We start from the raw sequence: 14,857 nt of genomic DNA on the forward strand, positions 1-14,857 counted from the left end.
GGAACAGTGCCCCGTCGGTTCCGAAGGTTATATCGTTGCCGTCATCGTCGCTGATAAGGTCGATGTCCCAATCTGTCCCTGCTTCGGTAATGGTTATGGTTCCCTCCGTTATATCGCTTGTGGAGATAAGTTCGTTTTCGGAATCTATGTCCAGGTCGGCGGCATTGCTTGTGGCCAGGGAGTCGATGGCCCCTTGTACGGTAGTCTGTGAGAAGCCTGAAACAGAGGTGTCGAAGGCCACGCTGTCAGCCACTTGTTGGAGGAACAGTGCCCCGTCGGTTCCGAAGGTTATATCGTTGCCGTCATCGTTGCTGATAAGGTCGATGTTAGTTGGGTTTCCGTCCTCGTCGTTATAGGTCAATGTTCCGTCCCCGTTGTCGGTGATCGTTGTGAGGGTTTCGTTAAAATAAAGTGCTCCGTCCCCACCAGAGGTGATATCATTATCGGCATCATCACTAATAAAGTTTGTTTGCAAATCCCCTCCACCATCAGTGATAGTGAAAATACCAGCATCAATTGCACTTACGGTGTTGAATTCGTTTCCTACAATACTGTCCTTTTCAGTAATATTTAACTCAGATTCGTTTACCAAGGCCCATTCCTGTCCTCTCCAAATCATTAAGTCGCCTTGGTTTTCTCCTGGTTGAAATTTCGTCCTTGTGACTGAGCCATTTTGGAGTTTGGAGTCACCATTTATAGTGGTGTTCACAATATTGGCTCCCCTAATTAATCCTACCTCATAATTATAATTGATACTGCCATCGGCATTCTCGGTTTGGGAGATGACAACCGTGCTATCTTTGGATTGTGCCGGATTGACCGTGCTAAAGTAATCAGCTCGGGTACTGGTTGTAAAAGAGTTGTCCAGTGCTTCGCAGATATTGATCCACTCCGTTCCGTTGTAATAATGCAGGCACTCCTGGTCGGTATTGTACACCACGGCACCTTGCAGCGGGCTAATGTTGTTCATTTGAACATCGGTTACCCGGGTAATGACCAAAACACGGGAGGTGCTTTCCAGTTCCAGTACAGAGGCGGGATCCAGGTTTTGTGGTCTGTCGCCAATTTTTACCTGTGCGCTTAGTGAGTTGATCACCAATAGGCCCGTGATCAAGTAGATAATTGAAGTTTTCACAGTGTTTGTTATTTGAGGATTTTACAAACGTAAAAAGCAAATCTAAACTTATGTTTTAATTTTTTTGATAAATACCGTCAAAACACGGAATTCACGGGTGAATGGAATCCACTTTGGTATATTTAAACTATGCGCGATGATGCAGAATTAACAAAAGTTTAGAACCGCTTAATTTTTTATATCATCTTCATAAGTTTTCTTTAACTTGTAATAAACACGTAGAAATGAAAAATGCTTTTTTGATATTGTTCTCTTTGCTTGTGTCCGGCTGGTCCATGGCACAGGATTCGCGCCAAATGCTCAGGGGCAAGGTGCTGTACAGGAGTTCCAATGTCCCTAACGAGAACGTTATCAATTCCACCAGCGGTATAGCTACCATTACCGACGATAACGGAGAGTTTATGATAGCGGTTAAGGAGGGTGACCAGTTGGTGTTTACGGCGGTAAACTATCAATTGGAGGTAGTCACCGTTACCCCCGAAATTTTGGCGAACAACCGTTTGGTGGTCGAAGTGGACGAAAAAGTACAAGAACTGGACGAGGTTGTGGTGACCCCCGAAAACCAAGAAAGGTTCCTTCAGGTAAAAAATGAGGACTTTAAAGAGTTCAATTATGGGATTGATAGGGGGACCGAGGTGGAAAACATTGCCAATTCCCAAATAACACGGGGTATGAAGGATGGACTCAATTTCGTAAACATCTTTAAGGCGCTGTTTAAGCCACAGGAGGTCAACGGACAACAAAGGGCACCGCTTAAGGTGAGCGAAGTGCTCCGACATGTGTACGACGACGAATTTTTTGTAGTGGACCTAAAGTTGCCACAGGACAAAATAGATGCTTTTCTCTTGTATTGTGATGACAAAATACCTTCCCAGACGCTGCTCCGAAAGGAAAACGAATTTCAGTTGATCGATTTTCTGGTGACCCAAAGCAAGGACTTTTTGGCAACTTTGGAAGAGGAATGAAACGATGCTTTCTTGTATTGGTTTGTTTTGCCGCTCATTGGGGTTTTTCCCAAGAAGTAGATAGCAAAGTCAAAGTGCTGCAAGGAAGGGTGACCAGTTCGGATGAGGACGTGGTTGGCGTGGTGGTCCAGAACAGTACCACAAAAGACGCCGTTATCACCGATGTTGATGGGAATTTTGCCATAAGGGTGCGCTTAAACGATACGCTGGTGTTTTCCGCCGTTCATTTTTTGAAGAAATCCCTGCCCGTTACCGAAACGCTGTATCAATCGAACTTTGTGGAGGTTCCCATGCAGGAATTCGTAAACCAGTTAAAGGAAGTAGTGGTCACCCCGTATAATTTAACAGGAGATCTTACCCGCGATGTAGATCGGGTCACCTTGGAAAAGGATGTGAGCGCAGAGGCCTTGAACTTGCCCAATGCCCATAGGCGAGTGCCAACGCAGAGCGAACGGAAACTGCAACAGGCCACGGCAGGAAAGTTTAATGTGGGGATGCTATTGAGCCCCCCTTTAGATCCCATTATCAATGCCATAACGGGACGTACCAAAATGTTGAAGAACAGGGTGAAAGTGGATAAGACCTACGCCCAAACGCAACGGGTACAAGGTTTTTATGCGGATTCCCTTTTTTTGACAACGCTTAAAATCCCCATGGATAAAATTGATGATTTCATGTATTTCTGCGAGGTGGACGAAGCTTTTCAGGCGGCGGTGGAATCTCAGGATAAATTAAGGATATGGGATGTAATGATAGAAAAAAGCCGCGCTTACCGCGAAAACAACGATTTGGATTGATTTTTTGGGAGTCGGAAGTGTGATGTCAGTTTGTAGTGGGCAGTAACCTTATCCTTTGTTTTGTGGTCTTGGCTCTTGGTTCTTGAATCTGATGTTTGAGCTTGAACTTGTCACATTGAGCGCAGTCGAAATGTTTTAAAATTAGTTTGGCAGGTAAATTGCAGAAGGTTTCATAAAACTGTAACATTGTCGCACAATTAAAGTCTAATAACACATGATGAAACTGAAAAAAGCAAGAATGATGGTATTACCTTTGGTAATGTTATTGTTCTTGTCTTTCTCATCCGCCCATAAATTCTACGTAAGCGTTACCAATATAGCATACGCAGAGGAGGATAGCGCTTTCCAGATCACCAGTCGGATATTTATAGATGACCTGGACAAACTCCTTAAGGAACGCTATGGCATCGAGGCCAAGCTGGCTACCCCGAAAGAATCCAAGATCGCCGATGAATATATCGAAAAATATTTCCGATCAAAGTTTGTAGTGGAGTTCGATGGAGAGCCCGTTCCCTATAATTTTTTGGGAAAAAGGTATGATACCGATGTGGTCATCTGTTATTTGGAAATTACCAATGTTGATTTATCCGACGTAAAAACCATGTCCGTTCAGAACGAACTGCTTACGGATTTGTTCGACGAACAGAAAAACGTGGTCCATGTGAAGTGGAAAAACAACAAAAAAAGCTTTGTACTCATCAGGGAGAAGAATAAAGGAATGTTAAACTTATGACGTATTCTTAACAATTGGTTAAAATATGTTATTTTTCGCAGCTATAAAATCAGATAGAAAATGAACAGATTCAAGTATTGCTTAGCTTCCGTGTTGTTCCTTTTTGGAGCCGTGGTCATGGCACAAGAAGAGGCAGACGTTAAAGAAGAACGGGAGCCCGGACATTACAACCAAAGTAAATTTAAACAATTGTACGAGGAGTTTTCAACTCCAAACACATACCGGTCCGCTTCAGGTGCGCCCGGCCCCGATTATTATCAGCAGCAGGCGGATTATGTAATGGACATTCACCTGGATGATAAAAATGCAAAGATCAGCGGTGAGGAGACCATTACGTACCATAACAATTCCCCGGACGATTTGGAATATCTTTGGGTGCAATTAGATCAAAATGTACGTGCCAAAGATTCTAAATCACCCTTACGCGATGGTAACGGCGTGAACATTGCCTACACGGCGGACAACTTCGCGCAAACCTACATCAGCGAGCCATTCGATGGCGGTTTTAATATTGAATCGGTTACCGATGATAGCGGAAAACCGTTGTCCTATACCATCAACCAGACCATGATGCGTATCAATATACCCCAACCGCTCAAAAGCGGAGAAAAAATCTCTTTCTCCATAAAGTGGTGGTACAATATTCCCGACCATACCGTAAACAGGGCACGCTCGGGATACGAGTACTTTCTAAAAGATGGAAACCGTGCCTACGTAATTGCGCAATTCTTTCCAAGAATGGCGGTGTACAGCGATGTGGAAGGATGGCAAAACCATCAGTTCTGGGGAAGTGGAGAATTCGCACTGCCATTTGGTAATTATGATGTGAGCATTACCGTTCCTGCAGACCACATTTTGGATGCTACAGGTGAGCTTCAAAACCGTGACGAGGTTTTCTCCAAAGAAATGATGAAGCGCTACAAGCAGGCCAAAAAATCGTACGACAAGCCAGTACTAATTGTAACCCAAGAAGAAGCGGAAGCTGCCGAAAAAGGTTTCGCTACCGATACCAAAACTTGGAAGTTCAAGGCAACCAATGTTAGGGATTACGCTTTTGCAACATCCAGAAAGTTTATCTGGGACATGCAAGCCGTTAAAATCGGAAGCAAAGATGTAATGGCCGTATCGCTTTACCCTAAAGAAGGTAACCCACTTTGGGAGGAACAGTCAACCAAAGCTGTTGCACAAACCTTGAAAACATACTCAAAACACACATTTGATTACCCTTACCACAAGGCCATCTCCGTACATGCCAAAAACCAAGGTATGGAATACCCAATGATCTGCTGGAACTACGGACGTCCAAACGAGGATGGTACGTATTCCGATAGGGTAAAATACGGAATGATCAGTGTGATCATCCATGAAGTTGGTCACAACTTCTTCCCAATGATCGTAAACTCCGATGAGCGTCAGTGGGGATGGATGGATGAAGGTTTGGATACCTTTATGCAGTATTTGGCAGAGCAGGAATTTGGGAAAAACAACCCAGATGTTATCGCTCCCAACGAAAAATACCCTTCAAGAAGAGGGGAAGCAGCTAAAATAGTTCCTTACATGGCCGGTGATCAAAGTTATATTTCGCCCATCATGTCAAACCCGGAAAACGTGTATCAACTAGGTCCAAATGCCTATGGTAAACCAGCAACAGCCCTAAACATTCTTAGGGAAACTGTTATGGGCGAGGAATTGTTCGATCATGCCTTCAAAACCTACGCACAACGTTGGATGTTCAAGCACCCGACCCCAGAGGATTTCTTCCGTACCATGGAAGACGCTTCAGCTGTGGATTTGGATTGGTATTGGAGAGGATGGTTCTACACCACTGACTATGTTGACATAGGCGTAAAGGGCGTTAAAAAATACTACGTGTCCAACAAGCCCACCAAGGAAATGGAAAAATACATGGCCGACAGGAACCTTACCGAGGCCGACCTTCCACCATTGGTATACTTGGCCGAAGAGGACAGCGAGGATTTTTCCCCAGAGCTAAAAGGAAAATCCCCGACCGAGACTTCCCAGAACCTTAAGGAATTTATGATGGACAACATGACCGAGGCCGAAAGAGCCCAGGTTAAAGAGCCAAAGTATTTTTATGAGATCACTTTTGATAAGCCAGGAGGTATTCCTATGCCATTGATCGTAGAGTACACCTACGCGGATGGTACCACGGAGAATGTTACGTACCCTCCAGAAATTTGGAGAAAGAACGATGCCGAGGTAAAAAGAGTGATGGCTACCGAGAAAGAATTGGTGGGAATTGTAGTAGATCCAAAATTGGAAACCGCGGATATTGATACTACCAACAATGCTTGGCCCAAGAAAGAGGAAAAATCAGACTTTGATAAATTCAAGGAAAATATCAAAGGAGATAAGTAAAATAAACTATGTTAAGAGCCTCGTTAAATAACGAGGCTTTTTTTATTTTGAAACCAAGTTCTGATTATATTTGTGCCATGCAATTTCTATTCATTAGCGGAGCTGAGATTTTTTTCATCCTATTCATCGTGGTGATGGTATTTGGAGCAGATAAGATTCCTGGCATAGCCAAGGGGCTCGGTAAAGGAATGCGTCAACTCAAGGACGCCACGGACGATATTAAGCGTGAAATCCAAAAGACCACTGATGTGGACACGGACTTCACCAAAAATATCCGTAAGGAAATCGATGATGTGAAAAACAACGTGAACGAAGTTTCCGGCTCCATCAAACGAGACCTCAACAAGAAATAGGTTCCTATGTTGGAAAAATTGCTCAAATGGGATAGGGACACTTTTGTTTATCTCAATGGTCTGGGCATAGAGAAATACGATCTGTTTTGGTCCACCGTGACCAATATCACTACTTGGATCCCCCTTTTTATCCTTTTCTTAATATTGTTTTTTATAAAATTTCCCAAAAAGGAAGCCTTACATAAATTTTTGACCGTGTTGGGCTTAGCTGTTTTTATTACCCTTGTCACACATGTCACCAAAATATCCGTAGCTAGATTGCGTCCCAACAATACCGAGGAAATCAACACCCTAATACGTATTCTAAAGACCCCAACGGATTATAGCTTTTTTTCGGGCCATGCCTCCAGCTCGTTTTCCATAACCATGTTGGTGTTTCTGTTTTTGAGAAAAAAAGTGAAATGGACCATACTTTTTTTTATTTGGCCCATACTCTTTGCCCTGAGCCGAATTTATGTGGGGGTACATTTCCCAATCGATATTTTGGTGGGCATGGTAGTGGGCTTGTTGTCCGGTTGGCTCTTTTATTGGCTGTACCAACGTTTTATAGCACCCTACTCAATGTCAGTCCATCCCTAATTGGAAGTAAAACCGTTTCCACTCTCGGGTCATTTTTTAATTTTTGATTGTATTCCAATAGTGCGGCAGTGGCCTTGTCCGATTTCTGTATGGGTTCGACCACTTTTCCGGACCACAGTACATTGTCCGATAGAATCACACTGCCCGGATTTGTTTTTTGAATCGCCGCCTCAAAATAAGCATCGTAGTTCACCTTTTGCGCATCAATAAAAACAAGGTCGAAGGTCTGGTTCAGTTTGGGAACAATTTCCAAAGCATCTCCAATATGTTGTTTGATTTGAGGCCCGACCCCACTTTTATCAAAATACTTTCGCTGTATTTGATGGAGCTCTTCGTTTACCTCAATGGTATGCAGTTCGCCCTTTTTTTGAAGCCCTTCGGCCAAACAAAGAGCAGAATATCCCGTATAAGTGCCTATCTCCAAGATATATTTGGGATTGATGATTTTGGACAGCATACTCAAAACCCGACCCTGAAAATGCCCCGTGATCATTCTGGGTTGAACCACTTTTAAATGGGTTTCACGGGTAAGTTCCTGCAACAATTCGGGTTCGTTCTCCGAACTATTGGCAATGTAACTCTCCAAAATTGGTGAAAGGAAATGCATGAGATATTTTTCGCAAAAATATAGAAAAGAACTACATTGGAATATTTCTAAAAGCAAAAGCATTCCATGACGTTACCAAAGGTAAACATACGTACAGCAACATTGGACGACCTTCCCGTGCTGCTGGATTTTGAACAGGAGATCATAAAGACCGAACGACCTTTTGACGATACCATAAAAGAAGGGCCCATTAGTTATTACGATATTGGGGAGATGGTTCAAGACCCCAAATCCCATGTTGTGGTGGCTGAGGTCGGTGGTAAAATTGTGGCCTCGGGCTATGCCATTCCCAAAAAGGCCAGGCATTATTTAGACCATGAATTTTACGCCTATCTGGGCTTTATGTACACCGATGGAGATTTCAGGGGGCAAGGAATCAATGCCATGATTGTGGAAGAACTCAAAAAATGGTCGCACAATCAAGGTTTTAAAGAAATTAGATTGACGGTCTACAATGAAAACCAACCGGCCATTAAAGCGTATGAAAAAGTAGGATTTAAAAAGCACATCATCGAAATGCGATTGGAGTAATTTTCTTTTCCTAGGATTACTTTCACAAATCGTATTTTTGAAGCAAACCAAAATAAGAATGACGTTCCAAAATACGCTTGAATTTGCCAAAGAGCTCGATGCTTCCGATGCATTGGCTCATTACAGAAACGAGTTTCACTATCCACAGGTAAATGGAAAGGATGTGATCTATTTCACGGGAAATTCCCTTGGCCTTCAACCCAAACGCACCCAAAAGTTTGTGGACGAGGTAATGAAAGATTGGCGGGAATTGGCCGTAGAAGGGCATTTTTATGCAGATAAACCTTGGTGGGATTATCACGAAAGACTTGCTGAAGGCTTAGGCAAAGTGGTGGGTGGCAAACCTGAAGAAATTTCGGTAATGAATACCCTAACGGTAAACCTCCATTTGTTGATGGTATCTTTTTACAGACCTACCGAAAAACGCTTCAAAATTATTTGTGAGGAAAAAGCATTTCCATCCGATCAATATATGTTGCAAAGTCAGGTGCGCTTTCATGGATTGGATCCGAAAGATGCCATTGTTGAAGTAAAAAAGCGGGATGGGGAACATGCGTGGCGTACAGAGGACATTATACAAAAAATCAATGAGGTTGGGGATGAGCTTGCCTTGGTGTTGATGGGTGGCGTAAACTACTACAATGGCCAGGTATTGGATATGAAGGCCATCACCAAAGCAGGAAAAGACGTAGGTGCTTTTGTAGGCTGGGATTTGGCCCACGGGGTAGGAAACATTAAACTGAAGCTGCACGATTGGGACGCTGATTTCGCTGCGTGGTGCAGTTACAAATACATGAACAGTGGCCCTGGGAACGCATCGGGCATCTTTATCCATGAAAGACATTTGGGAAAGGAAGATATCCCCCGTTTTGAAGGATGGTGGGGTGCCAAAAAAGAGACCCGCTTTTTAATGAAGCCCGAGTTCGACCCGATAGAAACTGCAGATGCATGGCAGTTGAGCAATCCGCCCATACTTTCCATTGCCCCCTATTTGGCATCCTTGGAAATATTTGACGAGGTTGGAATGGATGCCCTGATCAAAAAACAAAAGACCATTGTGGCCTTTTTGGAGTTTGTGCTTTATGAGATTGACAAGGAGGTGGACAGCACCTTCGAAATCATTACCCCTGAGGCAAGAGGTTGTCAACTTTCCGTGTTTTTGCACGGGGAGGGAAAATCCATCTTTGATTATTTAATGAAAAAAGGCGTCATTACCGATTGGAGGGAACCCAACGTTATCCGGTTGGCCCCTGCTCCCCTGTATTGTTCGTATGGGGATATGTACCGTTTTGGACAGATTTTGAAAGCGGGCATACAGGACAAATAACCAATTAATTTACCAACCAAACTCTACCAGCATATGAAATCCCTATGGCTTATTTTATCCAAACCGAGATATTTTGGGGTGGCATGGGTGTTTACCAGCATCAATATTTGGTTTGGTACCTGGGCCATTTATATCCCCACGGTAAAGGAAAAATTGGATATAGATAAGGCCGATTTGGGTATAGCCCTATTTTGTTTGTCCCTTGGGGTTTTCACCATTTTTCCGGTAGCTTCCAAAATCATCAACAAACTCGGGGTTGGCAGGGCATCTTGGTATGGGGTGCTATTTGCTTCTGTAACGGCCATGCTGCCGCTTATGGCACCCAATTATTATTTGTTGATGGCAGGCCTCTACCTTTTTGGGGCCAGCAACGGTTTTATCGATATCGCCATAAACACCTTGGTCACCGAAATTGAAAAGGAGGATAAACAGAACTTTATGTCCGCAGCCCACGGCTTTTTTAGTCTGGGCGGTATTTTGGTGGGACTGGGCAGCTTCTTGATTCCCGTGATTGGAAACCCTGTGCTGCACATGGGTGTCACCGTGGTTTTGGTGTTTGCCATCAATTTTTTTCTAAAAAAACATTATGTCCACATAGTGGCCGCACCCGTGGAAAAGGAACCTTTTAGCCTAAAACTATTTAAACCTTTATTGCTTTTGGGCATTATCGGGTTTGTTTCCTTTGGAAGTGAAGGTGCAATAATCGACTGGAGTGCGCTCTATCTCAAAGAAATGACCACGGCCCCAGAGTTGCTCATCGGAGCAGGATTTTTGGCATTTTCCACCACCATGACGTTAGGGCGATTTCTTGGTGATGGCATCAGTGCCAAAATAGGTCCCATTAAAATAGTGGGGCTGGGTGCTTTTATCGCTGCCATTGGTTTTGTTCTGGTGCTGACGCAAAACACCACTTGGTCCATTATTGGCTTTGCTTTTAATGGATTGGGATTCTCGGTAATTGTTCCCGAATTGTTCCGAATAGGTGGTAATGTAAAGGGGGTGGATTCCTCCCAAGGGGTGGCTTTTATCGCAGGTTCGGGGTATATCGGTTTTTTGTTAGGGCCAGTAATTCTTGGATTTATCGCAGAAAGTGCTTCCTTAAACTATAGTTTTGTATTGCTGTTGTGCATGGCCCTTATGGTTTTGGGGATTACTTTTTTTCTGGGTAGGAGGGGGAGGTGAGTTGTTTTTTATTGGGTTTGATAATGGTTTTGTGTATGGAGGGTATCCCGAGGGTATGGACTAGATACCTTGTTGTCCTTACTTTTTTTAATTTTTTGTTTTCAATTTTAATGTAATCTCACCAATGTTGTAGGCATAAATTGATGCAGGTATAAATGTGAATTTTAATTCTTGAATTTCTTTTGATCCCAATTGATCAATAGAGGTTGTTACTGCTGATTCAAAGTTATTTTCCTTACAAAAGCTTATAAGGCTTTTTAACTCTTGAGGTTTGTGATAAAATCTGTTGCTCCATTTAATTTCAACACCCCAAATTGGTCTGTAGCTTTTGTCATCTACTAAAACAAGATCTACTTCTCCTTCTTTTCGACCTTCTTTCCATCTTGCATATGTTAAGTCCAATTGCTCTCTATGCATCCATTGGGAAAGGATAGCGGTTTCTACCATGTTCCCCATTTCTTGGTCAGTTTCAGTTATTGGGGAAAATAAAGCAGTTCTAAGGGATGGGTTTGTTAGGTAAACTTTGAATCTTGTGATTCTTTTTAATCTTTTTGCGTTTATTCCAACTTTGTTCAAAACTTTAATTAAAAAAGCTGCTTCCAAATATTCAAGGTACTTTTTTAAAGTATCTTTTTGAATACCACTTTCCTTTGACATTGTCTCATACGAAAACTCATTACCTGTATTATAGGCTATGTATGTAAAAAATCTATTTAATTCTTGGACATCTTTAATTCCATATAAACTCGGTAAATCTCGTAGTAAAACTTTGTCTACTATATCGTTCTTGACATATCTGCCCACATCACTTTGAATTTTTTCTGATAACACAACTTCAGGGTATCCTCCAAAATTTAAGTAATGTACAAACTCTTTGTTCAGCTCTTTAGTGTCATGAGTTAAGCAATATTGTATGTCCTTATCTCCGTATTGAATCTCACCTTCATAAATTAAATGATCCAACTTTTTTAGATGAATATATTCTTGAAATGTTAATGGGGGCAAAAGGAAATCAGTAAACCTTCCCGCCCCACTTTCCGTGCTATGCCATTTTAAGGCAGCCGCGGCTGATCCCGATACAATAAACTTTGTTTCAGGATATGAGTCCACTAAAACTTTTAAATGTCTTTCCCAATCTTTCAGATATTGTATTTCATCAAAAAACACAAAACAACCATTTAGATTTTCAAGAGCCAAAGACTCCTTACAGAGCGTTAAAATATCCTCTAAACTTAAATTCACATAGATGGGATTGTCAATTCCTATAAAGAAGATTTTTTGCGGGTTTATACTTTCTTCAATTAGATTTCCAATACAGTGGAATAGCATCACTGTTTTACCCACTCTCCTTGGCCCCATCAGAACCAAAGCTCTTTTTACACTCCTTTCAAGAACAAAGGGGTAAAAGAGATCAAAATATAGTCTCTTTGACATTGAACTATATGTCTTAGGAATATCCTTGGTTACCCACCATGGGTTTTCATAGCGAAGCCTCTCAATAATCTTCTCTGTTGGAATAAGGTTTGCCATTTTAGAAATTCTGTTTAATTCAACAAAAATATGTAAAATAAACAGAATTAAATCTGTCTATTTATACAAAAAAATATTTTTTAAGCATAAAAAAATAGAAAATGAAGTTAATTTTGCAAATAAAACACAACTTGTTTACAGCGATATTTTAATCACTATACCCTCAATTACGGATATAAAAGATGCATCACACCATCGTTCAGTTATGTGTGGGCAAACCTTAAAAATATTTTTTGAGCCTTGTTAACCCAATACAACCAGAATTCTATTCCTTCCTCACCGAAAGCCCTGTAAAATAAAGACTTGTGCCACCTTCGGGGCGGTTGTGTTGTTGGGCAAGTTTAATGCCTTCCATATCCACATAATCTTCCCAAGTGGATACCAAGTTCGGCTCTTCTTGGTTGGATTTGCGATAGGCCCATTCCCGAACAATGTAGTCGTCCTTAAAATAAAAATCGTATGCATCACCAGGAGTATAGCCACCTTCGTTGGCATATACAATGGTCAATTTTTGCATGGGCTCCTCACTAATGGGGGCGGTTACTTCCGGGAAGTGTTCAAAAGTATAGTTGTTGGCATCCCACATCAAATTAAAGGGAGCCATCAACCAGTACCTGTCGTTAATAAAACCTCCATTGGTTTTTAGGGCAATGCTATCCATGTTTGCACGGTTATAAGTCAAGGTATCTGCTCCAGAGATGGAGGTAATCGTGTTGGTTTTGGTTTCCCAATGCCAGCTACGCTCAAAATGCATGGAATCCCTATCTACGTTGAAGGTAAAAGTGATTTTATCAACATCCTTCCAGTTGTCAAAACCGTGCGCCTCTGCGATTAGTTCGGGAACGGTTTTTTCAGTTTCGGAGGGTTTGGAAGTTGCTTCGGGTTTTTTGGAATCTGTTTTGCAAGCGGAAATCAATAAAAAGGCGAACAGTCCAACGATGTAATGGGTCTTCATATCTGGTTTTTAATCAAATATACTAGGAAAATCTTTTAATTTGCGCCCCATTTTAAAAAGCCTGGCCAAATAAACCTGTTTTTGGAGTGACCTTTTTTAAAAAGCTGTTTCTAATACTTGTAAGTAAACCCGACAAAGCGTTTTTGGAAAAGGAAGACTTATACGTGCATCTTTCTGATGAGGAATTAGTGAAACAGATTGTGGCGGACAATGACCCTATGCTATTCGGGAAATTGTACGACCGCTATGCGAAAATGGTCTATAACAAATGTTACGGATTTGCAAAATCTGCTGACCAGGCGGAGGATTTGACACAGGATGTGTTCCTCCAACTTTTTATCAAACTTCGAACCTTTAAAGGGAAATCGAAGTTCTCTACATGGCTGTATTCTTTTACCTATAATTTTTGTGTGAACTATGTAAATCGGAACAAGCAACTGAAAATACAGGACCAATCCGTACAGGTTGAAGTTTCCGAACATAAACTTACCGAAGAAGTGCCCGATGGGAGTTTATACGAAATGAAAGCGGATAAACTCAAAAAGTGCTTGGAGCTTGTCTCGGTCGAAGATAAATCCATTTTGTTATTGAAATATCAAGATGGCGCCAGCATAAAGGAACTGGTCAGTTTAATGGAGATAGGGGAGAGCGCGGTGAAGATGAGGCTTAAAAGAGCTAAGGAGCGACTATTGGAAATCTATAATACCCTGGAATAGATGGCAAAGAAACACAAAAACCCATTTAAAGAGCTGGAGGCCTCCCTGCACGAGGCTCCGCCCGAAATGAAGCAAAAAGTGATGAACGACATTGCTGCGGCAAAGCTGATCATGGACATGGCTTCATTGTTCTCTATCAATTTGGGGGGTGCTTTGCGAAAACTATTCAAAACCTTGGGCGAAAACAACTAACAGAACACTATAAATAAACATCAACTATGGAGACTATCAATGATTGGAAAAATGTGACCCTCGACTCGTTGTCGGGCATGGGCAAAGAGATAGCATTGGCTTTTCCAAAAATTCTGGGGGCAATTGTTATTTTATTTTTAGGTTGGATCGTTATTAAGATTGTAATGTTCCTATTCAGGAAAATCCTCAAACTAGCCAAAATACAAGTACTGAACGATAAAATAAACGGAATGGACGTAACGGGAAAAGGCGGCCTTAAAATAGACCTCACCAAAATAATATTGGGGTTTGTTCGGTGGTTTTTGATCCTGGTCTTTCTTATTGTGGCGGCAGATATTTTGGATTGGAAGATCATATCCCAGGAAATAGGCAACCTTTTACATTACCTACCCCGATTCTTTAGTGCACTTGCACTTCTAATGGTAGGATTCTACATTGGCAACTGTGTAAAGAAAACCATTAAGCGACTTTTTGACTCCCTCGAATTCGGTGGTTCCAACCTGGTGAGCAACCTGTTTTTTTATGTGATTGTAATATTTATGTCGATCACGGCATTGAACCAAGCTGGGGTGGATACAACCATAATCACCAACAACATAACATTGATCTTGGGGTCTTTTCTTTTGGCATTTGCCTTGGGCGTTGGATTGGGTTCCAGGGAAATTGTTGCAGACCTGCTTAGGTCTTTTTACACACGAAAAACCTATATGGTAGGCGATAAAATAGTTATTGGTGATGATGAGGGAACCATCAAGGCCATAGATAATAACAGTCTTACTTTGGAAACCCACAAGAGCAAATTTGTGATTCCGATCAAAGATGTGGTTTCACAAAAAGTGGAGATAAAACCATAATCCGAGTATTGTGATGGACAAG

15 protein-coding genes and 1 pseudogene are annotated in these 14,857 nt (G+C 41.9%); 12 read left to right on the forward strand and 4 right to left on the reverse strand.

Annotated features, from left to right (window positions below):
* Positions 1–1,135: pseudogene (locus AC13CC_RS08050) on the reverse strand (hypothetical protein); the annotation flags it as partial.
* Between the two features lie 224 nt (positions 1,136–1,359).
* On the opposite strand from AC13CC_RS08050, the gene AC13CC_RS08055 reads away from it, so the two are divergent.
* The 6 genes from AC13CC_RS08055 (at position 1,360) to AC13CC_RS08080 (ending at position 6,941) form a co-directional block, all read left to right on the forward strand.
* Positions 1,360–2,100 carry a carboxypeptidase-like regulatory domain-containing protein gene (locus AC13CC_RS08055; protein ID WP_482876160.1) on the forward strand — a complete coding sequence of 247 codons (741 nt, stop codon included), beginning with the start codon at positions 1,360–1,362 and terminating at the stop codon, positions 2,098–2,100.
* Positions 2,097–2,897 carry a carboxypeptidase-like regulatory domain-containing protein gene (locus AC13CC_RS08060; protein ID WP_326278236.1) on the forward strand — a complete coding sequence of 267 codons (801 nt, stop codon included), beginning with the start codon at positions 2,097–2,099 and terminating at the stop codon, positions 2,895–2,897. The genes AC13CC_RS08055 and AC13CC_RS08060 overlap by 4 nt, the downstream gene beginning before the upstream one ends.
* Positions 2,898–3,111: 214 nt before the next feature.
* Complete coding sequence (locus tag AC13CC_RS08065; protein ID WP_482876159.1) at positions 3,112–3,630, forward strand: DUF6702 family protein; 519 nt, start codon at positions 3,112–3,114, stop codon at positions 3,628–3,630.
* A 60-nt stretch (positions 3,631–3,690) separates the two neighbouring features.
* The gene (locus AC13CC_RS08070; protein WP_482876158.1) at positions 3,691–6,009 is read left to right on the forward strand and encodes a M1 family metallopeptidase; all 2,319 of its coding nucleotides are present in this window, start codon (positions 3,691–3,693) and stop codon (positions 6,007–6,009) included.
* Between the two features lie 77 nt (positions 6,010–6,086).
* Positions 6,087–6,362 carry a Sec-independent protein translocase subunit TatA/TatB gene (locus AC13CC_RS08075; protein ID WP_482876157.1) on the forward strand — a complete coding sequence of 92 codons (276 nt, stop codon included), beginning with the start codon at positions 6,087–6,089 and terminating at the stop codon, positions 6,360–6,362.
* A gap of 6 nt (positions 6,363–6,368) precedes the next feature.
* A complete protein-coding gene (locus AC13CC_RS08080) occupies positions 6,369–6,941 on the forward strand; it encodes a phosphatase PAP2 family protein (protein WP_482876155.1) in 573 nt (190 codons plus the stop codon).
* Here AC13CC_RS08080 and AC13CC_RS08085 read toward each other — a convergent pair.
* On the reverse strand, positions 6,907–7,548 hold the full coding sequence (locus AC13CC_RS08085; protein WP_326278229.1) for an O-methyltransferase: 642 nt from the start codon (positions 7,546–7,548) through the stop codon (positions 6,907–6,909). The genes AC13CC_RS08080 and AC13CC_RS08085 overlap by 35 nt on opposite strands.
* Before the next feature lie 66 nt (positions 7,549–7,614).
* Between AC13CC_RS08085 and AC13CC_RS08090 the strand changes: the two genes are divergently transcribed.
* Genes AC13CC_RS08090 through AC13CC_RS08100 form a run of 3 tightly spaced genes read left to right on the forward strand, consistent with a single transcriptional unit; the run spans position 7,615 to position 10,588 of the window.
* The gene (locus tag AC13CC_RS08090; RefSeq protein WP_326278228.1) at positions 7,615–8,079 is read left to right on the forward strand and encodes a GNAT family N-acetyltransferase; all 465 of its coding nucleotides are present in this window, start codon (positions 7,615–7,617) and stop codon (positions 8,077–8,079) included.
* Between the two features lie 58 nt (positions 8,080–8,137).
* A complete protein-coding gene (kynU, locus tag AC13CC_RS08095; protein ID WP_482876153.1) occupies positions 8,138–9,406 on the forward strand; it encodes a kynureninase in 1,269 nt (422 codons plus the stop codon).
* A 33-nt stretch (positions 9,407–9,439) separates the two neighbouring features.
* Positions 9,440–10,588 carry an MFS transporter gene (locus AC13CC_RS08100; RefSeq protein ID WP_482876152.1) on the forward strand — a complete coding sequence of 383 codons (1,149 nt, stop codon included), beginning with the start codon at positions 9,440–9,442 and terminating at the stop codon, positions 10,586–10,588.
* A gap of 87 nt (positions 10,589–10,675) precedes the next feature.
* Here AC13CC_RS08100 and AC13CC_RS08105 read toward each other — a convergent pair whose 3' ends face one another.
* Both AC13CC_RS08105 and AC13CC_RS08110 read right to left on the reverse strand, forming a co-directional pair.
* Positions 10,676–12,118, reverse strand: coding sequence for an ATP-binding protein (locus tag AC13CC_RS08105; protein ID WP_482876151.1), 1,443 nt, complete (start codon positions 12,116–12,118; stop codon positions 10,676–10,678).
* 265 nt (positions 12,119–12,383) lie between these two features.
* A complete protein-coding gene (locus AC13CC_RS08110; RefSeq protein ID WP_326278224.1) occupies positions 12,384–13,073 on the reverse strand; it encodes a hypothetical protein in 690 nt (229 codons plus the stop codon).
* 86 nt (positions 13,074–13,159) lie between these two features.
* Here AC13CC_RS08110 and AC13CC_RS08115 point away from each other — a divergent pair, with 86 nt between their 5' ends.
* Genes AC13CC_RS08115 through AC13CC_RS08125 form a run of 3 tightly spaced genes read left to right on the forward strand, consistent with a single transcriptional unit; the run spans position 13,160 to position 14,835 of the window.
* Positions 13,160–13,789, forward strand: a complete 630-nt coding sequence (locus AC13CC_RS08115; RefSeq protein ID WP_482876149.1) for an RNA polymerase sigma factor — start codon at positions 13,160–13,162, stop codon at positions 13,787–13,789.
* Positions 13,790–13,981, forward strand: a complete 192-nt coding sequence (locus tag AC13CC_RS08120; protein WP_293167584.1) for a hypothetical protein — start codon at positions 13,790–13,792, stop codon at positions 13,979–13,981.
* 26 nt (positions 13,982–14,007) lie between these two features.
* A complete protein-coding gene (locus AC13CC_RS08125) occupies positions 14,008–14,835 on the forward strand; it encodes a mechanosensitive ion channel family protein (protein ID WP_482876147.1) in 828 nt (275 codons plus the stop codon).
* Positions 14,836–14,857 lie beyond the last annotated feature (22 nt).

It is taken from the genome of Flagellimonas sp. L-11 (assembly GCF_056857735.1).